Genomic DNA, 22606 nt, shown 5'->3' with positions numbered 1-22606 from the left:
ACTGCTTTTTACTTATCCAATAATGCTTCTGTCCCCTTAACAAGCTTACTCATCAGTTCCTTCACTGTCACCTCTTCAGCCATTCCCATTCCCTGACCGGCCCATAATGACATAAACTCCGGCCGCTCAAGCTTCGCTGCATGCTTCCGGACAGGAGCTGTCATATCATTCTGCAATGGATAAGGCAACGCCTGCACTCCTTTCATTTCTTTCATGAACCTGTTGTGAATCCCTCTGGCAGGCTTTCCTGAGAATGCTTTCGTAACAGCTGTCCGATCTTTCCTCGCATTTAGCAATGCCTGCTTATACAACGGATGAGCCCCGCTTTCCCTGCATGTAAGAAAAGCCGTCCCAAGCTGCACTCCTTCTGCCCCAAGAATCATGGCAGCAGCAATCCCCCTGGCATCCATGATTCCCCCTGCAGCAGCCACAGGACAGCTTACTGCATCTGCAGCCTGCGGTATGAGAGCCATGGAACCGATCATCCCGCTTTCTTCCTTTTGAAAAGTTCCGCGGTGCCCCCCTGCTTCTGACCCCTGAACAACAATTATATCTGCGCCCGCCTCTTCCCATTCCACTGCCTCATTGACATTCGTTGCAGTTCCAAAAATCATCGTACCCTGTTTCTTTAATTCAGAAATATCCGCGTTATCAGGTATGCCAAACGTAAAGCTGCAAACAGGCACACGTTCTTCCATTAAAACAGCAAGCTGCTTTTTGTATAATAAAGCATAGTCCTTTTCCGGAAGAAGGGGTTTTTCCGCCATACCAAGCTCACTGCTGTAACGTTCAAGAACAGTACACATGGCGCTGATATCTTCTGCTTTAGCTGATACATCGCAATCCGGAACAAAGAGATTGATGCCAAAGGGCCGATTAGTCAATTCCCGAACCTTTTTTATATCCGCTCTTATATCATCTGGCATCATATAGCCCGCCCCCATATTCCCAAGTCCCCCGCAATTGGATACCCAGCTTATTAATTCCGGAGTTGTCAGCCCGCCAGCCATTGGAGCCTGGAAAATAGGATACTGGATTCCCAGCCTCTCAGTTAAGGAATTTTGTTTCCAGTCCATTTAAAACATCCTTCCGACTTTATTTTCCAGAAACTAGAGCATCTATTATACTATCAGCAACCGTATGCCAGATCTTAGAATCCTCCTGATAGGAAGCAGTTAATCTTCTGTACATGCTTATCTGCTCGTCCTTAAAGTCTTCAGCATCCTGTACCGGAAGCTTGCTTCTTTCTCTATCCACCAATTCCTGAATCTGTTTGGCCCGAGGTCCCCAAACAGCTTTTTCTTCCCCTTCTTTATCTATAAAGATATAAATCGGTATCGCTCTGGATGTTCCATTAGTCAAATACTGATCCATCAGCTCAAGATTTTGATCCCTTAAAATAAAACGGACTTCCATACCGGCTTCCTCTGCGATTTTTAGCAGGATCGGATTATTCAGCATCGCATCTCCGCACCAATCCTCAGTCAGGGCAACTACTTTTAAGCCGGCACCCTTAAGATCTGCCAATCTTGTTTTTTCCTCATCAGATAAAGAAAAACGATTATATATGTTATTCATCTCTTCTTTGTTAACTTGCATCGCATCTATATAATTCTGCGGACTTAGGCCCTTCTCAAACCAATCCATTAATTTCATAAAACCCACTCCCTTATTTCGATTTCTTTAGTGTATATTCTTTTCGATCCGCTTTCATTCCTGCATTTGCTGTAACACTTTGTAAAACTCTATCTTTTCCTGGGAAATAGACTTTACTTTTTGTCGGAATATAGGAAAAGCTGATGGATTCCCATCAGCTCACCTTTTATCTTTTTTGTATTTCCTGCTGTAATAATTTATTAACAAGCGGCGGGTTAGCCTGTCCTTTTGTGGCCTTCATAATTTGGCCGACAAGGAAGCCGATTGCTTTTTGCTTTCCATTTTTGAAATCCTCGATCGATTGTGGATTCGCATCGAGTGTTTCTCCGATAATCTTAAGAAGTGCACCTTCATCCGAAATTTGGACCAGGCCTTTCTCTTTTACGATTGTTTCCGGATCTCCGCCATTTTCAACCAGCTCTTTGAATACTGTTTTGGCAATTTTGGAAGAGATCGTGCCGTTTTCTATCAGCTTTATCATGCCTGCAAGTCCCTCAGGTGTCAAAGCTATATCAGTCAGCTCTTTTTGTTCAGCATTCAAGTAAGCGGACAATTCACCCATTACCCAGTTGGAAGCCTGTTTGGCATCTGCTCCTTTGTTCACAGCCGCTTCAAAGAAATCAGATGTTTCTTTTGTGACTGTCAGAACAGCTGCATCATAAGCAGGGAGCCCAAGTTCTTCAATATAACGGTTCTTTCTTTGGTCCGGAAGCTCGGGAATCTCAGCACGGATGCGCTCTTTCCACTCTTCATCAATATGGATATCAAGTAAATCAGGTTCAGGGAAATAACGATAATCATCTGAACCTTCTTTTACCCTCATTAGAATCGTTTTATTGGTTGCTTCATCATAGCGCAAAGTTTCCTGCTGGATTGTACCGCCAGAACTTAGAACCTCTTCCTGCCTCTTCTCCTCATACTCCAGTCCTTTGCGGACAAAGTTAAACGAGTTCAGGTTCTTCAGCTCTGTCTTTGTGCCAAATTCCGCCTGACCGACAGGACGAAGGGAGATATTCGCATCACAGCGAAGTGAACCCTCCTCCATTTTACAGTCAGAAACTCCAGTATATTGGATGATGGACTTTAGCTTCTCCAAATAGGCATAAGCTTCATTTGGCGTACGGATATCCGGTTCAGAAACAATCTCGATCAGAGGGGTACCCTGACGGTTATAGTCTACTAGTGAATAGCCTTTAGCATGAGACAGCTTGCCTGCGTCCTCTTCAAGATGAATACGCGTAATGCCGATTTTTTTCTTATAGCCGTCTACTTCAATCTCGATCCAGCCATGCTCACCAATAGGCTTATCGAATTGCGAAATCTGGTAGGCCTTAGGATTATCCGGGTAAAAATAATTCTTCCGGTCAAATTTTGTAACAGGTGCGATTTCACAGTTCAGCGCCATCGCAGCTTTCATTCCGAATTCAACTGCTTTTTTATTAATAACCGGCAGTACTCCAGGATAGCCGAGATCGACGACTGTTGTGTTGGAGTTTGGCTCCGCCCCAAAATGGTTAGGGCTTGCCGAGAATATTTTTGAATCTGTTTTTAGCTCAACATGGACTTCAAGTCCGATTACCGTTTCGTATTTCATGAATTTCCCCCCTTACAATCCCGGTTTTTGCTTATGGAATTCTGTAGCTTGTTCAAAAGCATGCGCTACGCGGTAAACTGTACTTTCATCAAAATGCTTTCCGATAATCTGAAGGCCAAGCGGCAATCCATCCGCAAATCCGCAAGGTACACTGATTCCAGGCACCCCGGCAAGGTTTACTGGAATGGTCAGAATATCATTTGCATACATAGTTAGAGGATCAGACGTATTTTCACCAATTTTAAAGGCAGGAGTTGGTGCTGTCGGTCCAATAATAACATCATACTTATCAAAAACATTTTCAAAGTCCTGCTTAATCAGCGTGCGCACCTTCTGAGCTTTTTTATAGTAAGCATCATAGTAGCCAGAGCTTAAAGCAAATGTTCCAAGCATGATGCGGCGTTTCACTTCATCCCCGAAGCCTTCTGCACGGGTCTTTTTGTATAAATCGATTAAACTTTCAGGATCCGCTGTTCTATAGCCATAGCGTACTCCATCAAAGCGCGCCAGGTTAGCCGATGCCTCAGAGGAGGACAGTAGATAATAGGTTGCCAGTGCATATTTGGAATGCGGAAGAGAAACTTCCTCCCATGTTGCCCCCAGTTTTTCCAACACCTTCAGGGCATCGAGCACTGACTTTCGCACCTCTTCATCTACACCTTCAGCCAAATATTCTTTTGGTACGGCGATTCTTAACCCTTTAACATCGCCAGTTAAGTTTTCTGCATAGCTTGGAACCTCAACATTTGCTGAAGTAGAATCCATTGGATCCACACCTGAAATAGCCTGAAGCAGATAGGCGTTATCTTCAACTGTACGGGTAATTGGTCCAATCTGGTCTAAAGATGAGGCAAATGCAATCAGCCCGAAACGGGATACTCTGCCATATGTAGGCTTTAACCCAACCACTCCGCAATAAGAAGCGGGCTGTCTGATTGAGCCGCCAGTGTCTGATCCAAGAGAAAATAAAACCTCTCCTGCAGCAACAGAAGCAGCAGAGCCGCCTGAAGATCCGCCGGGAACTCTTTCAAGATTCCAGGGATTTCGGGTTACTTGAAAACCAGAGTTCTCATTGGATGATCCCATTGCAAATTCATCCATATTCAATTTACCGATAGTAATGGTTTCAGCATTATGTAATTTGGATGCAACCGTTGCGTCATAAATCGGGTCAAAGTTCTCAAGAATTTTACTCGCACTTGTTGTGCGCAGACCCTTCGTTACGATGTTATCCTTTACTCCAATCGGCATACCGAACAAGAGGCCTTTTGCTTCGTCCGTTCCGATTTTTTCATCCATTTTCTTTGCTGCTTCACGGGCTCTTTCTTCATCAATCGTCAAGAAAGCCTGTACTTTGTCCTCTACTTCACCGATTCGCTTGTATGATTCACTGACAAGGTCGGTAACCGTTAGTTCTTTTTTATGTAAAAGCTGATGAAGCTCAGATACCTTATAGTCAAATAAACTCACCATTTTCCCCTCCCTACTCAATGATAGACGGCACTTTTATATAGCCATCCTGATGTTCCGGCGCATTTTTCAAAACTTCTTCTTGTGGAAGCCCTTTATTCGCCTTATCTTCTCTCAATACATTTTTCATATCAAGAACATGGGATGTTGGTTCAACATGATCTGTATCAAGCTCGTTCAAAAGCTCTGCAAATGAAATCATTTTATCCAGCTGTTCCGTATACGCAACAGTTTCTTCTTCAGTCATCGCAAGTCGCGCCAAATGTGCAACATGCCTAACTTGATCGGTTGAAATTCTCGACATTAATGCCACCTCCAAAAATTTGAATACAGTCAATGCACAATTATTATGATCATACCAAACTTTCGCGCGTTAAAGCAACACGCGAGAGTGGACTGAATTAGCAATTATCTGCTTATTTTACCATGAGTTGAGGGGGAATTGTGGATTTGCTTCTTTCCTTTAGCCAAAAATAGAGCAGCGCTGCAGACGCTGCTCATTTCCGCTTAAATAGTTTGGCAAACAGGCCGCCTTTTTTCTCCTTTTTTATCTCTGCTTTGACTGTTTTTCTCTCCACAAATATTTCCGGTTTATCAATTGCATAGTCATGGGCCAGAACTAGCCCAATCTCAGAATTATGCTCTTTGTTGGTAACGATTGTATATTCGACTTTATTGGCCGCAGCCAGTTTTATATATTTTGATAAATAGGGGTAGCTCATATTTCCATTCAGATATAGATGAGCATTGCTGTTGGCTTTAAGTGCTTCTTCCACCTGAGGATAGGTTCCATCCTCCCTCATCTGCGGCTGCTTCAAGACAATGACCACCCTCTCCCGAAGCGAGCCAAGAAACTTGCGGCGCTCATCCGGCTTGGTCTGTTTTTGCCCATAAATTCCCTGTTGAAGATAATCATCTATATTTTCAGCCAATTATGCATCCTCCATCCTTTATTGACCTCAATGCTTTCATTGTATTCAGTATTATGCCCTATTTCAAATTTCGCCTATATAATATGTATGTTTTGGCAGCAGGTACTGTGCCTGCCTGTTAAGCAAAAAAATACCTCCCTTCCATGGAAGAGAGGTGTAAACTAGGAGAATATACAAGATAAAAATCAAGTTACATAGGGTAGAATCTAAGCTTCCTGCTTTTCAGTGAACTGTTCTTCCTCAGTTGATCCCTTTAAAGCGGTTGTCGAGGAAGTCCCTCCGGTAATGATCATTGAAACCTGGTCGAAATAGCCGGTGCCTACTTCACGCTGATGCCTTGTCGCCGTGTAGCCATGTGTTTCACTGGCAAATTCAGCCTGCTGCAGTTCAGAATATGCAGCCATTCCGCGGTCTTTATAGCCGCGAGCTAATTCAAACATGCTATGGTTCAAAGCATGGAATCCTGCTAAAGTAACGAACTGGAACTTGTAGCCCATTTTGCCGAGCTCCACCTGGAATTTTGCAATCGTTTCATCATCAAGCTTTTTCTTCCAGTTAAATGAAGGAGAGCAATTATACGCTAACAGCTTGCCAGGGAATTTTTCATGAATGGCTTCAGCAAAGCGCCTAGCCTCTTCAAGATCAGGTTCAGATGTTTCACACCATACCAGATCAGCATAAGGAGCATAAGCCAATCCCCGAGCGATCGCTTGGTCGAGTCCTGGTTTTGTTCGGAAGAAACCTTCAGGAGTGCGTTCCCCCGTAATAAAAGGGGCGTCATATGGATCTACATCGCTTGTAATCAAGTCGGCTGCGTTAGCATCAGTCCTGGCGATAATAACTGTCGGCACTCCCATAACATCTGCTGCCAGCCTTGCAGATATTAAATTCTTAACAGCCGTCTGTGTTGGAAGCAATACCTTTCCGCCAAGATGGCCGCATTTCTTCTCAGAAGAAAGCTGGTCCTCGAAGTGTACCCCGCCGGCACCCGATTCAATCATACCTTTCATAAGTTCAAATACATTAAGCTGGCCGCCAAACCCTGCCTCAGCATCTGCTACAATTGGGGCAAACCAGTCAATGGAATGATCACCTTCCATATGATGAATCTGGTCAGCACGCTGTAGTGCCTGATTAATCTTTTTTACTACACTTGGAACACTATTGGCTGGATACAGGCTTTGATCCGGGTACATATTTCCGGACAGGTTCGCATCGGCAGCCACCTGCCATCCGCTTAAATAAATGGCCTTCAACCCAGCCTTAACCTGCTGTACAGCCTGGTTTCCTGTTAACGCTCCTAATGCATTGACGAAATCTTCTTCATTCACAAGCTTCCATAACTTCTCTGCACCATGGCGAGCTAATGTATGTTCGATATCAATTGATCCTTTTAACTTAATGACTTCCTCAGCGGTATACGGTCTTTCTACTCCATTCCAGCGTTCATCCATTTCCCAGCTTTCCTGCAGCTGACGCGCTCTTTCATCTGCCATTTGTTTAAATCCTCCTTTTAATTTAGAAAAATCATCACTTCAGCAAGATCCCGGCTGCAAAATACTCTGTAACATAACAGAACTAAAAATAGAATCCCATTATACTATTAGTCTATGTTGTTATAAAACAATTAAATATCTGTATTTGTATTATATAACAGGTGATTCGGAATGTGAACCCTTTAATTGAAAAAATTTTAAATTTACTGAATACAATGTCCCGTTTCATTTTAATTTCACCCTCTGTGCTATGATATAGAGATTAGTTATTTTTTAAATCATTCTGATGGATGAAGGAGAATATATGGTAGATAAAATTCGATCATTATATAATTATTTAGTTGAAAAAGCCCCTGAAATGACGAAGGATTGGAGAAGTTTTCAAGTCGTAAAGGCTGGTTCCGACTATTCCGCCGATGCACCTCCCGAAAGGGCAAGGAAAGTTGAGGAGCAAAATACAAAGTATTTCAGGACTGTAGCAAAATCGCTGCTTCAGACAGAAGAAGAAATGAAGGAAACGATAGCCAACTGGACAAAGCAGACGTCCGCTGATCGGGTTAAATCCAGAACCTCCCTTGTTGAGGTTCAGAGAAATCTTTCGATATTCCGGAAAGTTTATTGGATGCATATAAAACGTTTTGCCGAAACTGCCAATTTGGATATTACAACAAAGGATATTTTTCATTGGCAGGAAGTTATTGATTATACACTGGATTATGTAATGGAAAGTTTCACTGAAAACTTTATGGATATATTGCTGAGCAGATTAAGCGCTCAATCTATATTAATAAAAGAACTGAGCACGCCGGTTATCCCGCTTTCCTCTGAAGTTGGCCTGCTGCCGATCGTTGGGGATATTGATACAGAACGGGCCAAATTTATTATGGAATCTACTTTGCAGCAGAGTGTAAAGCTGGGGATTACTCATTTAATCATTGACCTTTCGGGTGTCATCATGGTCGACACAATGGTTGCGCACCAAATCTTCAAAGTTATAAGTTCTTTAAAACTGATCGGTATTCAGTCAACTTTGCTTGGTATCCGTCCTGAAGTTGCCCAGACAGCCATTCAACTGGGAATTGACTTTAAGGAAATAACCACTGAAAATTCTTTGGGAAAAGTATTTAGAAAATTAAACATTTAATTTCTTAAGAGACCTATGAACAATTAGGTCTTTTTTTATTTATCATAAAAAAATCCTTCCCTCTGCCAACTTAATTTTATAAATTTAGATGAATAGATATGTTGATATATGAGATATAAGAGCAAATTAATGCGGAATAAAGTATTTTTATACATTTATAACTTATTAGATTTTCAGCATTTTTGTCTCTCACCCTTTACTATGTTATGATAATTAACGTCTTTTCAAAACGGACCTTTCCCCGGAATTTTTTTCTGTAAATAAAAAACTGTATGCTATTGTATAAACGGTTTTTTTCCAACCAATAATTTATGGGGATAATAAGAGAAAATGGAGGGGTGAACAAATGGATTTCACTACGGCAACGTGGTTTTGGCTTCTAGTTCCAATGCCATTATTGATTGTACTATCGGGCATAACTCTATTTACTGAAAAAGGAGAGGATAAATAGACATGGATATAAATATACCAACGTTAACATCAATAATAATCTATCTGGTCGGCATGCTGTTGATTGGTGTGCTTGCAGCCAGAATGACTAAAGATTTATCTGATTATGTATTAGGCGGCCGAGGGCTGGGACCGGGCGTTGCAGCCTTGAGCGCAGGGGCATCCGATATGAGTGGATGGCTGATGCTTGGATTGCCCGGTGCCGTTTATTTAGGCGGTATGGGAGAGATTTGGCTTCCAATTGGATTGTCTGTCGGCGCATATTTGAATTGGCAGTTTGTGGCCAAACCATTGCGTGTTTACACGGAAGTAGCCAATGATTCTATTACAGTACCCGGTTATTTTGAAAATCGATTCCACGATACTTCAAAAATATTGCGTGTTGTTTCGGCTATTGTGATATTAATCTTTTTCACTTTCTATACTTCATCCAGCCTTGTCGGCGGTGCCATCTTGTTAGAGAACTCATTTGGGATGGATTACACACTCGCACTTTGGGTTGGTGCTGCTGTAATTTTGTCATACACATTGTTTGGTGGATTCCTTGCAGCCAGCTGGACAGATTTCGTTCAAGGGATTTTAATGTTCTTGGCCATGATTATTATCCCGATCATTGCCATTCAGGAGCTTGGCGGATGGAATGAAACGATGCAGAAAATCGGATCTATCGATACTTCTTATTTAGATGTATATTCCGGTGCCACTTTTGTTAGTGTAGTTTCACTATTAGCGTGGGGATTAGGTTATTTTGGACAGCCTCATATCCTTGTCCGCTTTATGGGATTAAGATCTACAAATGATGTTCCAAAAGCACGTTTTATCGGTATGACCTGGATGATTATTTCCTTATTCGGAGCTCTATTTGTAGGTTTTGCAGGTATCGCATATTTTGTAGATTCTCCGCTGGCCAATTCCGAAACCGTGTTTATCGTGTTTTCACAAGTGTTATTTAATCCTTGGGTAGCTGGATTCTTATTAGCAGCCATTCTCTCAGCAATCATGAGCACCGTTGACTCTCAATTGCTCGTTTCTTCAAGTGCATTGGCACAAGATTTCTATAAATCCATCTTCAGAAGAAATGCTTCCCAAAAGGAAGAAATGATTGTTGGCAGAATTGCTGTACTGAGCATAGCCATAATTGCCATTTTCTTAGGCTATAACCCTGACAGCAAGGTGTTGGAGCTTGTAAGTTATGCCTGGGCCGGATTTGGTGCAGCCTTTGGACCTGTCATCATTCTCAGCCTGTTCTGGAAACGCATGACACGTAATGGCGCCCTGGCAGGCATAATTGTTGGTGCTGTAACAGTAATTACTTGGTCACAGCTTACCGGCGGTCTGTTTGATCTTTATGAGCTGGCCCCTGGCTTCCTATTTGCAGTTGTGGCGATTATCGTTGTCAGCCTTCTGGATAAGGCACCATCAGCAGAAGTTCAGAAACAATACGATCATTATAAATCTGTTCTTAAAAAGTAATTTAAGCAACCCTCTTCCTATGTGGAGAGGGTTTTTTGTGTTTTCCCGTACAGGACTAGCCTTTAGCTTGTGGTTGCCGGAGAAATGAAGGCAATCTTAAATTACTTCCGCTCCAAGGGTGTTTGCAAAATGCTTTAAAGCCCACTCATGGCCCTCCTGGTCAAAGGATGCGACAGCCTCTTTATAAACCACAATCCTAAAGCCCTTATTATATGCATCAATAGCTGTATGCAGGACGCAAATGTCTGTGCATACACCTGCCAGATGCACTTCTTCTATGCCGCGTTCTCTCAGTTTTATCTCCAGGTCGGTTCCTGCGAATGCGGAATATCTGGTTTTATTCATGAAATAAACATTTTCAGCCTCCTTGTTCGTTTCAAAAACCCGCTGCAAGGAACCATAAAGATTTCTTCCCTCTGTGTTTCTGATATTATGGGGCGGGAATAAATTTGTTTCCGGGTGATGGGTATCTCCTTTATCATGAACATCAATGGCAAAAACAGTGTAATGTCCACTTGCGATAAACTCTTGTGTGAGCTCTGAGATTTTCTTTTCCAAGAGCTGTCCAGGGCTGCCGCATGTCAGGGCACCGTCTTCAGCAACAAAATCATTTGTATAATCAATATTGATCAGGGCTTTAATTGACATTTTTTCATCACTCCAATTTGCAGTTTTTCTTTCATCATATACCATACCTCAGCGAACTGAATATCCAACTAAAAAAAGAACAGCAACCAAGTTGCTGTTCCCACCTCCGATTGGAGATCTATTAGTACATTTCAGATGTAGTCTTCGCCTGCATGTGCAGAAGAATGTAGTCAGGTCCACCCGCTTTGGAGTCTGTTCCGGACATGTTGAATCCGCCGAATGGCTGGTATCCAACGATCGCACCTGTACAGCCGCGGTTGAAATATAAGTTCCCAACATGGAAATCTTCGCGCGCTTTTTGGATGTGCTCACGGTTTTGTGTAATTACAGCTCCTGTTAAGCCGTACTCTGTGTTGTTGGCGATTTCAAGCGCATGATCGAAATCTTTTGCTTTTGTGAAGCCAACAACCGGCCCAAAGATTTCTTCCTGCATTAGGCGTGCATCCGGCGCAAGGTCAGCGAATACAGTCGGTTTGATGAAGAAGCCCTTAGAATTGTCCCCTTCTCCGCCTGTCATCAGCTTTCCTTCTTCTTTGCCGATTTCAATGTAGCTCATGATCTTATCAAATGCGGACTGGTCAATCACTGGACCCATGTAGTTGCTCTGGTCTTCCGGATTGCCTTGCGTTAATTCATTTGTCAGCTCCACCACACGGTTCAGAACCTGATCATAAACATCTTCTACTACAACGGCGCGTGAACATGCAGAGCATTTCTGGCCGGAGAATCCGAACGCAGAAGCCACGATGGAAGTCGCCGCCAACTCAAGGTCAGCTTCTTTGTCGACAACGATTGTATCCTTTCCGCCCATTTCAGCGATGACGCGCTTCAGCCAGATTTGGCCTTCGTTTAATTTAGATGCACGCTCGTTGATGCGAAGACCCACGTCGCGTGATCCTGTGAAGGAGATGAAACGAGTATCTTTATGGTCAACCAGGTAGTCGCCCACTTCTGCACCGCTGCCCGGCACGAAGTTCAGAACGCCCTTCGGAAGGCCTGCTTCTTCCATTACTTCAACAAATTTCGCAGCCACAACCGGTGTAGTGGAAGCTGGTTTTAATAGAACTGTGTTTCCTGCCACGATCGCTGCAACTGTTGTGCCGGCCATGATGGCAAGCGGGAAGTTCCAAGGAGAGATGATGATGCCCACTCCCAATGGAATGTAGTCATAACGGTTATATTCGTTCGGACGGCTGTTAACTGGAACACCGTCTTTGATTTCTAAGATTTGACGTGCATAGTACTCAAGGAAGTCAATCGCTTCCGCAGTATCAGCATCTGCCTCGTTCCAAGGCTTTCCTGCTTCTTTTGTTAGAAGAGCAGAGAACTCATGCTTGCGGCGGCGGATAATTGCAGCAGCTTTAAATAAAACATCTGCGCGTGTTTCCGGCTTCACTTTTCTCCATGTTTTGAATGCTTCCACAGCAGCCTGCATTGCCTTTTCCGCAAGCTCGCGGTTTGCCTTTGAAACACGGCCCACTACTTCTTCTTTATTAGAAGGATTGATTGATACAATTTTATCTTCAGTAGAAATGCGCTCTCCGCCAATTAAAAGATCATAATCCTGGCCCAAATAGCTTTCTACAGTTTGTAAACCCTTTAAATATGCTTCACGATGTTCTTCTTCTTTAAAGTTCGTGAATGGCTCATGTTTGTAAGGTTGTACCATTTTTACCGCCTCCTGAGTGTACAAATATGAAACGTCAGATACCAGCCCCCCGTCCCGCTCTATACATGTTGGAACAAGGACTGCTATTCTATTAAAACGTTTTCATCCAAACACTATATTAACATGAAAATAACATGATCTTCAAACATTCTCCGCTGATGTTATATATTAACATCTTAAGAGCGAAGTTGCGGTTTCTCTTAGAAAAATAAGGAGTAGAAGCCTTATGGGTGTGGGTTGGATAAAACTGATATATATTTTTTAGAACTATTCTCTCAAAACACAAAAACCCAGAAGGTGCTTCTCATGCACTTCTGGGTACCTGGTTTTCTAATGATAGATATGGACAAAAGGTTCACTTTGGTCTGCTTTCCGGACTACAATCGCTTCCGGGCCGTTGACTGATGAGATGTTTACCTGGACTGAGATGTATTCAGGGAAGTGTTTGACAACAAGCCCTGTTACATATTGGGTAAACCCAATACCTTCTGCTTTCCCGTAGAATTGGATTGGGATATCAATGTTGATTTCCTGCAATTGGTCCTGGGCGTAGAAAGCCTTCCCGATAACTCCATTGAAGTTAGGGAAGTATGTTTCCACATCCTGCTTAAAGTTAAGAAAAGCGGTTAAATCATCACGATGATTTTTTTCGGCTGTGCTTGAAGGGAACAGGACGTATTTCTCGCTGATATCTTCCCATCCGCCCAGCTTATTGCTACCTTTGTCTGCCTTAGCATATGCAAAAAAGCTTCCCGGCACAACCGAAGTCCTTGCCTGCTGTTCAAACAAAGCAATAGTTACCGGCACATCCTTCAGACCCTTGATTTGACGTATTCTCTGAAGGATTTCTTCAGCCATCTTTTTGCCTTCCTGTTCAAGATCAGACCGTTTAATATCTTTCTCAAAAGTAGCACCATATTGCTCTTTTTGATAATAATGAACAGAGTTCATGGCAAGACCAATCACAACTCCGCCAAGACCCACTTTTCCATCATCGTTTTTCAGCAGATAATTGTGCTCAAGTATATGTGCCAGGTATATCGGGCTTTTTTCATTATTTTTATCAATATCTCCACCATCGGCAATCATTGGATTTAATCCAATGTTATCTTCCGCTTTCAGCTCGCGTTCCTTCAGCTGATTGTCAGTGAATTTACGGTTCAGCCACGCCTGAACTGTTCCTCTTTTTAAATACTGGCCTTCCTGGAATAAGTATTTATCCGGATCAAATGTATTTTGTGCCACACGCATTAGCCCTGTCTCAAATTCATTAATGTCATATTTAGTGCTGATATTATTGACCACAAGACCTCTGGACTCACTTGGTTCAAATGGCAGCAGCGTTCGATAATACTTGTCTGAAATTTTATAGTTCGGAATGATTGCCTTATCCTTTTCGTTCTTATCTTCCTGAACAACTTCCTCCTGCTTATTAAAATTAGGCGCACAGCCAGCAAGAAGAAGGGTCAGGGATAAAGCAAGCATCATGAGTTTTTTCACGGAGCTTACACCCTCTTACTTATTTAATTCTTCAACCAGTCTCTCCTCGTTCCATACCTCTACACCCAGCTCCTGGGCTTTCGCCAGTTTGGATCCGGCATCTTCTCCGGCGATTACTACATCTGTTTTCTTGCTGACGCTTCCGGATACTTTACCGCCAATCGCCTCTATTTTATCTTTTGCTTCATTTCTGCTCATGATTTCAAGCTTTCCTGTAAGAACAACGGTCTTCCCTGCAAAAAAGCTATCTGAGCTTTCGGCTGAAACTGGCTTGGGCCCATTATAAGCCATGTTGACTCCGGCTGCTTTCAGCTCGGAAATTAGTTCATGGGCTTCCTCTTGTTCAAAGAAGGAAACAATGGAGTCCGCCATTTTTTCACCAATTTCATTAATTGCTGTTAAATCATCCCGGGAAGCTTTTTCAAGTGCCTCCATATGGCTAAACTCCTGGGCAAGCGTTTTGGCTGCCTTTGCTCCCACATGGCGGATACCCAGGCCAAATAACAATTTTTCAAGAGAATTCCCTTTGGAGTTTTGAATGGCCTGAAGAAGATTAATTACCGATTTTTCACCCATCCGTTCAAGCTGGATGAGCTGTTCAAAAGTTAATTTGTAGATATCTGCCACATCTTTAATCAGATTTTCGGCAAATAATTGGCTGATCACTTTTTCACCAAGGCCATCAATGTTCATGGCGTTACGGGAAACAAAATGAATAAGGCCTTCTCTGATTTGTGCCGGGCACTTTGGATTTATGCAGCGTAAAGCCACTTCACCATCAATCCGGACCAGTTCGCTCTCACATTCAGGACAATGTGTCGGCATATTAAAATCCTGCTCTTCACCTGTTCTCCTGTCTGCCAGTACATTCACCACTTCGGGAATAATATCGCCCGCTTTTTTCACAACCACCTGATCTCCAATTTTAATATCCTTTTCGCGGATCAAATCTTCGTTATGAAGTGAGGCCCTTTGGACAGTCGTCCCGGCAACCCGGACAGGCTCCAGAAGTGCAGTTGGCGTAACTACTCCCGTTCGCCCTACACTTAATTCAATATCCCTGAGTGTAGTAACAACCTCTTCTGCAGGGAATTTATAAGCTATGGCCCAGCGCGGGCTTTTCGCAGTAGCTCCCAGCTGCTCCTGCTCCTCCAGTGAATCGACTTTGATTACAATACCATCAATGTCATAAGACAGATTTGGACGTTTATCGGTCCATCCCTGTACATATTCAATTACTTCCTCAATGCTTTCACATCTTTTGCGCTCTTTATTTGTTTTAAATCCGAGGCTATCCAGATAGTCCAGACCCTCGCTATGAGATACAACGCCTGTATCCCCTACATTTGCTATACCGTAGACATAAATATCGAGATTGCGCTTGGCTGCAAGGCGCGGATCCAGCTGCCTTAAAGAACCTGCTGCGGCATTCCTTGGATTAGCAAAAGGCTCCTCGCCATTCTCTTCTTTTGCTTTATTCAGTTTCTCAAAAGAACGTCTTGGCATGAAGGCCTCACCGCGGACTTCCATCGTGACATTCTCTTTCAGTCGAAGAGGTATCGAACGGATAGTCTTTAGATTAGCTGTAATATTTTCGCCAATGGAGCCGTCACCGCGTGTGGCGCCGAGAATAAATAATCCATCCTCATAGCGGAGTGAAACAGCCAGCCCATCAATTTTCAATTCACATACATATGAAACATTTTCTCCGGCCCCCTGGCGGACACGGCGGTCAAAATCTCTTAAATCCTGTTCGTTGAAGGCATTTCCCAAACTGAGCATCTGCGACTGATGCTCCACTTTTTCAAACATATCGAGAATTTCCCCGCCAACCCGCTGTGTGGGAGAATCCTCTGTTTTCAGTTCAGGGAATTGCTCTTCAAGCTCTATCAGTTCCCTCATCAGCCTATCGTATTCAGCATCAGGAACAGACGGCTGATCAAGAACATAATACTCATAATTATACTGATTCAAAAGGTTGTGCAGATCTTTCACCTTTTTTTCTGCCAATTGAAGGTCCATACATTCAACCCTTTCTATAATCCAATGAAAATGCAGCGGGGTTATGCCTTTGTAATCGGTGCAAATTTGGCCAGCAGACGCTTAATGCCAACTGGTTTCGGGAACGCAATATCCAGCTCTGTTCCTTCGCCGGATCCTTTCACACTGACAACAGTACCTGTTCCCCATTTTCCGTGCTGGGCTTTGTCGCCGACCTTCCAGGAAATATCGTCACCGCCTGTATTCGATGCAGACGGACGAATCACTGCTTTCCGCTGTGGCTGTGCTCCTCTTGTAGCAGACGGAGAGCCAAACGGTGATGATCCAAATGGAGACGGCTTTTTAGCAGGTTCAAGGCCATCCAGCAAATCAGCAGGTATTTCTTTAATAAATCGGGATGGCGGATTCATGTTTGTACGTCCAAATAAAGTACGCATTTGAGCATTCGTAATGAAAAGCTCCTCTTCTGCCCTGGTGATTCCCACATAAGCAAGGCGTCGTTCCTCTTCCATTTCAGTCTCTTCCATTAGAGAACGGCTGTGCGGGAATACACCTTCTTCAAGTCCAAGTAAAAAGACAACCGGGAATTCGAGTCCTTTTGCTGAGTGAAGTGTCATAAGAACAACAGATTCGGCTTTTTCACCATCATCATCCAATTTATCAATGTCAGCTACAAGAGCCAAATCAGTCAAAAATGCGATAAGCGATTTGTCTTCACTGGCTTCTTCAAAGTTCTTTGTAACAGACAGGAATTCATCAATGTTTTCCAGACGGCTCTGGGCTTCGATGGACTTCTCGGCAATCAGCATATCACGGTAGCCTGATTTTTCCAAAAGTCCTTCCACCAGTTCTGTCACAGACAGGTATTCCTGCATTTGTGTATAGTTTCTAACCAAATCCCTGAACTCAATGGCCCCTTTTGTAATTTTCGGGCTCAAGCCAATCAGTTCAATTGATTCAAGTGCTTCAAACATGCTCATTTCATGAAGCTGTGCAAAGTTGGCGATTTTATCAACCGAACCGGAGCCGATTCCGCGCTTCGGAACATTAATCACACGCTGAAGGCTGATATCATCATCCGGATTGGCAATCAGACGCAGATAAGCAAGGATGTCCTTGATTTCTTTGCGGTCATAGAACTTGATGCCGCCGACAATGGAATACTCTATGTTCGACTTTAACAGTACTTCCTCCATTACACGGGACTGTGCATTGGTGCGGTACAATATCGCGATATCTGAGGCGCTTCGTTTGCCGGTGCTGATGTATTCCTTAATTTTACCAGCAACAAACTGAGCTTCTCCCTGCTCGCTGTCGGCACGATAGTAGAAAATCTTATTGCCTTCTGCATTTTCGGTCCAGAGGTTTTTCGGCTTTCTGTTCAGGTTCTTGCTGATGACTTCGTTCGCAGCCAATAGGATTCTTTTCGTTGAACGATAATTTTGTTCAAGCATGATGGTTTGTGCATTTGGATAGTCCTTCTCAAAGGAAAGAATGTTGGCAATGTCCGCACCGCGCCATTTATAAATGGACTGATCCGAGTCACCGACTACACAAAGATTCTTAAATCGGCTTGCCATTAGCTTTACAAGCATATATTGGGCTCTGTTTGTATCCTGATACTCATCCACATGAATGTATTGGAATTTTCTCTGATAATATTCCAGCACTTCCGGAACCCGCTGGAACAGCTGGATCGTGATCATAATAAGATCATCAAAATCAAGCGCCTGGTTGCGTCTTAGTCTTTTTTGGTATTCCGTATATACATCACTGGCTACCTGCTGAATATAATCTCCAGCTGTCTTCGCATACTCTTCAGGAGTGATCAATTCATTTTTTGCCGAGCTGATTGATCCCAGGATTGCACGGGGATCAAATTTCTTGGGATCCAGATTTTTATCCTTTAGGATCGATTTAATAACGGATTGCTGGTCCGTTGAATCCAGAATTGTGAAATTGCGGTTATAGCCAATCCGGTCAATATCTCTTCTCAAGATACGCACACACATCGAGTGGAACGTTGAAATCCAGATATTATCCGCTGCTCCGCCCATCATGTTATGGATACGGTCACGCATTTCACGGGCTGCTTTGTTTGTAAAAGTGATTGCCAGAATATTGTAGGGGTTCACACCCTTTTCCACCATTAAGTAAGCAATTCTGTGCGTAAGGACTCTTGTCTTTCCGCTTCCCGCTCCTGCCATTATAAGAAGTGGTCCGTCAGTTGCTTTTACCGCATTTTGCTGCTGCGGGTTAAGTCCGTTCAATAATTTATCTGTTAAAAATTGCATTCCTTCTCTTCACCACCATAGAAACATATGTTCTTGCACTCTATTTTATCTTGTTTGCTAAGCGTCAGCAACCTGAATTAAGCGCGAGCGGCTTTGACTGTGGCCAATGCAGCCTGCAAATCATCATAAATAACATTTCCGACCACAATGACGTCCGCATGCTCAGCCATTTCTTTTGCCTGATCTGCATCCAGGATGCCTCCTCCGTAAAATAATACGGTATCTTCAAGCGTATTTTTCACCTCTGAGACCACTTCTGGATCTCCGTACTTTCCGCTGTATTCGAGATAGAAGATGGGCAGTCGGAACATTTTCTCGGCCATCATGGCATAGGCTCTTACCTCATCAAGAGATAAATCTGTACGTGAATTAGTGACTTGCGCGGCTTTACATTCTTCATTCAGGATGCAATAGCCCTGAACAAGGATTTCTTCCCAATTCATAATATCCCCATATTCTTTTACAGCTTCCTGATGAAGGCCTGTAACCCACTTTACATCCCGGCTGTTAAGGACTGTCGGGATAAAATACAGGTCAAAGCCCGGTGTAACTGAATCAATGGACGAAACCTCCAACACACAGGGCACCGTGTATCTTCGGATGCGGGCCATTAAATCCAGCACCTTTTCCACTGTGATTCCATCTGTACCGCCCACAATAATCGCATCGGTCCCTGACTCGCAAATTTTCTCCAGGTCTTTATCTGATATATTTTTATCCGGATCGAGCTTAAATACATGGCTCCATTCGCGAACATCATACATGCAAAATTGCCTCCATTCTATCATTCCATTTCATCATTATATCATTTAAGATTGGGAATAAAAAATAAAAGCAAGATGTCTCTATTGGGTGGAAAAAATTAAAAGAAGACAAAAAAAACCGCGGGAACAGCCCCAGCGGTTTAAGCAAAACAAATATTTACGCCTTTTCAGCTTCTTCTTCTTTGATTCTTTCCAATGCCATTTCATAGGCATCATTTCCATAATTGAGGCAGCGTTTTACACGTGAAATGGTTGCCGTGCTGGCTCCTGTATCTGTTTCGATTTTATGATAGGTTTTACCTTCGCGAAGCATGCGTGCCACTTCCAGGCGCTGTGCCAGGGATTGTATTTCATTCACTGTACATAAGTCGTCAAAGAATCGGTAGCACTCTTCCAGGTCTTTTAAAGATAATACTGACTTAAATAACTGATCCAGTTCTTTGCCTCTTAGCTTATCAATTTGCATATATTTGCATACCCCTTTATGTTAATAGTATTTTCAATTTATTGTTTAGCTTCAAAGGAAACCGTTTGCTCAAGGCCCGGGTTTGATGGAACGATGTTGATCCATGTTTTCCCCGGAATCAGGCCAGTCTGCTGGCCGTTTAAGACAGGAAGAATTCGCCCGTCAATATTTTCCCATTGCACCTCTGTCACTTTTCCTTTTTGAAGGAGATATCCCTTTCCCCCAGAAGTTAAGTTAATATCACGGCGGCCTGCGCTGTCAACCACTTGATGGTCTGTTTCTGCAATGAAAATGTTATCGAGTAATGTCGGTTCCCCGGATTCGTAGTCAGCTGTAAGTTCGCCATTGGAATATCTTTTGTATTTCTCAAGTCCTGCATCATATTCATAGATGACATTGAATAATTCATTGTCCATGTAGGAGATCATGGCAGAGTCAGCTTTCTCTCCCTGAATCGCCTTTACCTCTTCCTTTGACAGGAACTTAAGAGACTTCGGTTCATTTTCCATTGAATAATGTTTTTCTTTTGCACCCTTTAGGACATTGTCAAAAGAAATATAGGAATTATGCGGAGCCTTTCTGAAGCTTTCCCTTTTAAACAGAGTACCGTCATACTGCATTCCGTTCAGGTTATCGATATACCCCTGATCCAGCAACTCTTTGGCTTCCGGACTGTAGCCGTGAGCAATGTAGAGGCTGTCATAGCCTTTGGCCAGTTCAATATAATAGTCCCTTGAACTTCTGACCGGCCCTATCATGTCGGGCCGCTCACTTTGAAAAATAGCAAGAAACCGAGTCACGTCCCCTTCTGCCAGCATTTCATAGACGACATCAGCCTGGTTAAGCCCCGATTGCGGACGGGCTTTTGGATGATTATTGATCATCACTGCTACAGCCCTTCCATCGACCTCTGATTCCGACCCGAAGCCTGTGAGCGGATAGTGAAATGGAAGTTCTTTTTCAGAGCTGACTCCTTTTGTGGCTTCTTCCGACTTTTCCATCGGCTCCTCTGCCTTTTCTTTGCTGCATCCTGAAACAAGAAGCATTGCCGCTGCTGATACAGCTATCCATCTTTTTAACATTTTACACCCCTGTAATTGTTGCTTTTGATGCAGTTTCTATGTTAGCTCCTCTGAGCAGTTTTGATCTCTATCTATTATACCTCTTTCATATTTTAACGCATTATCGTTGGAAAGAGTACCGTTTTATTCATGACGTCATACATTCCCTGCTGGGTAATCCTGATATAAGGCAGGTGGGTAGAAGAGAAAAACAGCAGCGTATACATTGGGTCTTCATGTCTATAGCCTTGGTCACGCAAGTAATGCACAAGCTGTTTTTCTTCCTGCATTAATTCCTCTACATTTTTATGGGACATGACACCTTTTAAGCGGAGTTCCATCTCCTGGACGATTCTTCCGCCTTCAGATATGACAATGCCTCCGCCAATTTCTTTCAGCCGGTTAAAAGCATTCAGCATTTCCTGTTTGCTTTTGCCGATTAAGATGATGTCACCGGTATTGGAAAATGAACTTGCCATTCCATCCAGATTTTGCGAAAATCCTTTAAGTATGGTATTTATACGCCATTGGCCTTTCCGGTCAACAAGCATGAAGAAACATTCATCATGGTCTTTCTCCAGCTCTTCGGACGATACGTCAATCGTGATGGAGTATGGCTTCGTAATAACAGCATTCTCAAGCTTTATCCCGAAAGGCATGGAGAATTGCATATCATCTGATGTCAGCTCCCAATCAATAGCCAGCGGTTCAAAGCCGTATTCTTCCCATGCTACAGGCTCATAGGCATTCAGGTTTTCACCGTCTCTCTTCACCCATTCCCCTTTGGCAATAACAGATAGTGGAGTTGGTTCGTTTTCATCTGACAGAAAATTGATGTTGGCAACCCTTCCTGTCGCAATCGAGCCATGTAAATAATCGATTCCATAATGACGGGCCACATTGATGGTTGCCATATTATACGCATCAATAACCGGCACTCCTTTATCTATGGCAATGCGGATCATTTGGTCAATGATCCCCTGTTCATAAAAGGAAGAAAAGGAACCGTCTGTTGTGAAAACCATCCGATCATATTGATCAATGCCCATTTCATGCATTTCCTCCAATAAAACCGGCAGATCCGGACGGATGGAAGAATATCGGAGAGATACGATATATCCCTGTAAAAGGCGATTATACACATCTTTCCCTGTCATTGACTCATGGTCACAATCAGCACCAAGCAGCATAAGCTTTGCCAGCGTTTTTTCGGATGCCCCCGGAAAATGGCCTTCAATCTTTTTCCTCATTCGCTTTGTTTCCTGAATCCAATGAAGCATCATATCATCGCCATCCAATAGCTTCGGCCAGCCTGTCAGCTCTCCTCCCTGAAGCACGGCATCATGTTCAAGCCACGATTTAACGTTTCCATGAGAAAAAACGGATTCTTCTCGCTGGATCTCTGTTTGAGCATCAAATCGGCACCACCAATAGGTTGTTGCAGGCATATTTCTCATTTCTTTTAAAAAAGAAAACGCTTTCTTTTTATCCTGCTGTAAAGCAAGCACCATATTGTCATTAATCAGGGTTGTTGTCCCAAACTGTGATGCATAGCTCGCCAGTGAATGGGGATTATATAATTGAAATGGATGGGCATGCGGCTCAATATATCCGGGTACGAGCGTAAGTCCTGTACAATCAATGATCTCACACTGATCTGTTTTTTCCGGCAGCTTTTCGCCCACATAAACAATACGGTCGCCATAAATCCATATATTTGCTGTTATCCATTTGCGAAGCGCCTGATTAAGATAACGCGCGTTCTTAAGTAATATCGTCGGTGAAAGTTTTCCGTCCAATACGGAAACATGTTCACGCAAGTGCCTGTTTTTCCAACGGTAACGCTGTTCCAGCACCATACTCCCTCCCTTGTTGATATCTATATATGTAAAGACTTTTTTAGTATGACTACAATGAGTTAAATGGCTTTATATCAATAAAGAAAGCCCTTTCATTTTCTCTTGTTTTACTATATTAACATATTTCAC

The 22606-nt window shown here is 43.1% G+C and carries 18 protein-coding genes; 2 read left to right on the top strand and 16 right to left on the bottom strand.

Annotated elements, in window-relative coordinates:
• Positions 1-8: 8 nt before the first annotated feature.
• The 7 genes from M3205_RS10730 to aceA form a co-directional block, all read right to left on the bottom strand.
• The gene (locus M3205_RS10730) at positions 9-1076 is read right to left on the bottom strand and encodes an NAD(P)H-dependent flavin oxidoreductase (protein ID WP_251169898.1); all 1068 of its coding nucleotides are present in this window, start codon (positions 1074-1076) and stop codon (positions 9-11) included.
• A 19-nt stretch (positions 1077-1095) separates the two neighbouring features.
• A complete protein-coding gene (locus M3205_RS10725; RefSeq protein ID WP_251169897.1) occupies positions 1096-1656 on the bottom strand; it encodes a thioredoxin family protein in 561 nt (186 codons plus the stop codon).
• 166 nt (positions 1657-1822) lie between these two features.
• Entirely contained in the window at positions 1823-3250 is a 1428-nt protein-coding gene (gene gatB, locus M3205_RS10720; protein ID WP_251169896.1) for an Asp-tRNA(Asn)/Glu-tRNA(Gln) amidotransferase subunit GatB, read from the bottom strand.
• Between the two features lie 12 nt (positions 3251-3262).
• Positions 3263-4720 carry an Asp-tRNA(Asn)/Glu-tRNA(Gln) amidotransferase subunit GatA gene (gene gatA, locus M3205_RS10715; RefSeq protein WP_251169934.1) on the bottom strand — a complete coding sequence of 486 codons (1458 nt, stop codon included), beginning with the start codon at positions 4718-4720 and terminating at the stop codon, positions 3263-3265.
• A 13-nt stretch (positions 4721-4733) separates the two neighbouring features.
• On the bottom strand, positions 4734-5024 hold the full coding sequence (gene gatC / locus M3205_RS10710; RefSeq protein WP_251169895.1) for an Asp-tRNA(Asn)/Glu-tRNA(Gln) amidotransferase subunit GatC: 291 nt from the start codon (positions 5022-5024) through the stop codon (positions 4734-4736).
• 193 nt (positions 5025-5217) lie between these two features.
• Entirely contained in the window at positions 5218-5652 is a 435-nt protein-coding gene (locus M3205_RS10705; protein ID WP_251169894.1) for a YueI family protein, read from the bottom strand.
• Between the two features lie 206 nt (positions 5653-5858).
• Entirely contained in the window at positions 5859-7148 is a 1290-nt protein-coding gene (gene aceA / locus M3205_RS10700) for an isocitrate lyase (protein WP_251169893.1), read from the bottom strand.
• Positions 7149-7452: 304 nt separating this feature from the next.
• Here aceA and M3205_RS25610 point away from each other — a divergent pair, with 304 nt between their 5' ends.
• On the top strand, positions 7453-8292 hold the full coding sequence (locus tag M3205_RS25610) for an STAS domain-containing protein (protein WP_285886249.1): 840 nt from the start codon (positions 7453-7455) through the stop codon (positions 8290-8292).
• Between the two features lie 453 nt (positions 8293-8745).
• On the top strand, positions 8746-10215 hold the full coding sequence (gene putP, locus M3205_RS10690) for a sodium/proline symporter PutP (RefSeq protein ID WP_285886248.1): 1470 nt from the start codon (positions 8746-8748) through the stop codon (positions 10213-10215).
• A 96-nt stretch (positions 10216-10311) separates the two neighbouring features.
• On the opposite strand, the gene M3205_RS10685 is transcribed toward putP, so the two are convergent.
• From M3205_RS10685 to M3205_RS10645, 9 genes are all read right to left on the bottom strand, one after another.
• Positions 10312-10863: a cysteine hydrolase family protein gene (locus tag M3205_RS10685; protein WP_251169892.1), complete on the bottom strand. Its 552-nt coding sequence runs from the start codon at positions 10861-10863 to the stop codon at positions 10312-10314.
• A 121-nt stretch (positions 10864-10984) separates the two neighbouring features.
• Entirely contained in the window at positions 10985-12532 is a 1548-nt protein-coding gene (pruA, locus tag M3205_RS10680) for an L-glutamate gamma-semialdehyde dehydrogenase (RefSeq protein ID WP_251169891.1), read from the bottom strand.
• 330 nt (positions 12533-12862) lie between these two features.
• Complete coding sequence (locus tag M3205_RS10675; RefSeq protein ID WP_251169890.1) at positions 12863-14032, bottom strand: CamS family sex pheromone protein; 1170 nt, start codon at positions 14030-14032, stop codon at positions 12863-12865.
• A 15-nt stretch (positions 14033-14047) separates the two neighbouring features.
• Complete coding sequence (ligA, locus tag M3205_RS10670) at positions 14048-16054, bottom strand: NAD-dependent DNA ligase LigA (RefSeq protein ID WP_251169889.1); 2007 nt, start codon at positions 16052-16054, stop codon at positions 14048-14050.
• Positions 16055-16095: 41 nt separating this feature from the next.
• Positions 16096-18327, bottom strand: coding sequence for a DNA helicase PcrA (pcrA, locus tag M3205_RS10665; protein WP_251169888.1), 2232 nt, complete (start codon positions 18325-18327; stop codon positions 16096-16098).
• Positions 18328-18404: 77 nt separating this feature from the next.
• Positions 18405-19091, bottom strand: coding sequence for a heptaprenylglyceryl phosphate synthase (gene pcrB / locus M3205_RS10660; protein WP_251169887.1), 687 nt, complete (start codon positions 19089-19091; stop codon positions 18405-18407).
• A 157-nt stretch (positions 19092-19248) separates the two neighbouring features.
• Positions 19249-19557, bottom strand: coding sequence for a YerC/YecD family TrpR-related protein (locus M3205_RS10655; RefSeq protein WP_035333268.1), 309 nt, complete (start codon positions 19555-19557; stop codon positions 19249-19251).
• Positions 19558-19595: 38 nt separating this feature from the next.
• Positions 19596-20639, bottom strand: coding sequence for a DUF3048 domain-containing protein (locus M3205_RS10650; RefSeq protein WP_251169886.1), 1044 nt, complete (start codon positions 20637-20639; stop codon positions 19596-19598).
• Between the two features lie 92 nt (positions 20640-20731).
• Entirely contained in the window at positions 20732-22474 is a 1743-nt protein-coding gene (locus M3205_RS10645) for an adenine deaminase C-terminal domain-containing protein (RefSeq protein WP_251169932.1), read from the bottom strand.
• Positions 22475-22606 lie beyond the last annotated feature (132 nt).

It is taken from the genome of Cytobacillus firmus (genome assembly GCF_023715565.1).
GTDB classification, from domain to species: Bacteria; Bacillota; Bacilli; order Bacillales; family Cytobacillaceae; genus Cytobacillus; species Cytobacillus firmus_C.
Note: the sequence above shows the minus strand (reverse complement) of the source record. Positions and strands in the feature narration are given on the sequence as shown.

What these genes read in the sequence shown, in the direction of transcription:
- M3205_RS10730 (WP_251169898.1), bottom strand. Translation starts at nt 1,076, where the DNA reads ATGGACTGGAAACAAAATTCCTTAACTGAGAGGCTGGGAATCCAGTAT.
- putP (WP_285886248.1), top strand. Translation starts at nt 8,746, where the DNA reads ATGGATATAAATATACCAACGTTAACATCAATAATAATCTATCTGGTC.
- gatB (WP_251169896.1), bottom strand. Translation starts at nt 3,250, where the DNA reads ATGAAATACGAAACGGTAATCGGACTTGAAGTCCATGTTGAGCTAAAA.
- M3205_RS10650 (WP_251169886.1), bottom strand. Translation starts at nt 20,639, where the DNA reads ATGTTAAAAAGATGGATAGCTGTATCAGCAGCGGCAATGCTTCTTGTT.
- aceA (WP_251169893.1), bottom strand. Translation starts at nt 7,148, where the DNA reads ATGGCAGATGAAAGAGCGCGTCAGCTGCAGGAAAGCTGGGAAATGGAT.
- pcrA (WP_251169888.1), bottom strand. Translation starts at nt 18,327, where the DNA reads ATGCAATTTTTAACAGATAAATTATTGAACGGACTTAACCCGCAGCAG.
- M3205_RS10655 (WP_035333268.1), bottom strand. Translation starts at nt 19,557, where the DNA reads ATGCAAATTGATAAGCTAAGAGGCAAAGAACTGGATCAGTTATTTAAG.
- gatC (WP_251169895.1), bottom strand. Translation starts at nt 5,024, where the DNA reads ATGTCGAGAATTTCAACCGATCAAGTTAGGCATGTTGCACATTTGGCG.
- M3205_RS25610 (WP_285886249.1), top strand. Translation starts at nt 7,453, where the DNA reads ATGGTAGATAAAATTCGATCATTATATAATTATTTAGTTGAAAAAGCC.
- M3205_RS10725 (WP_251169897.1), bottom strand. Translation starts at nt 1,656, where the DNA reads ATGAAATTAATGGATTGGTTTGAGAAGGGCCTAAGTCCGCAGAATTAT.
- pruA (WP_251169891.1), bottom strand. Translation starts at nt 12,532, where the DNA reads ATGGTACAACCTTACAAACATGAGCCATTCACGAACTTTAAAGAAGAA.
- pcrB (WP_251169887.1), bottom strand. Translation starts at nt 19,091, where the DNA reads ATGTATGATGTTCGCGAATGGAGCCATGTATTTAAGCTCGATCCGGAT.
- M3205_RS10685 (WP_251169892.1), bottom strand. Translation starts at nt 10,863, where the DNA reads ATGTCAATTAAAGCCCTGATCAATATTGATTATACAAATGATTTTGTT.
- ligA (WP_251169889.1), bottom strand. Translation starts at nt 16,054, where the DNA reads ATGGACCTTCAATTGGCAGAAAAAAAGGTGAAAGATCTGCACAACCTT.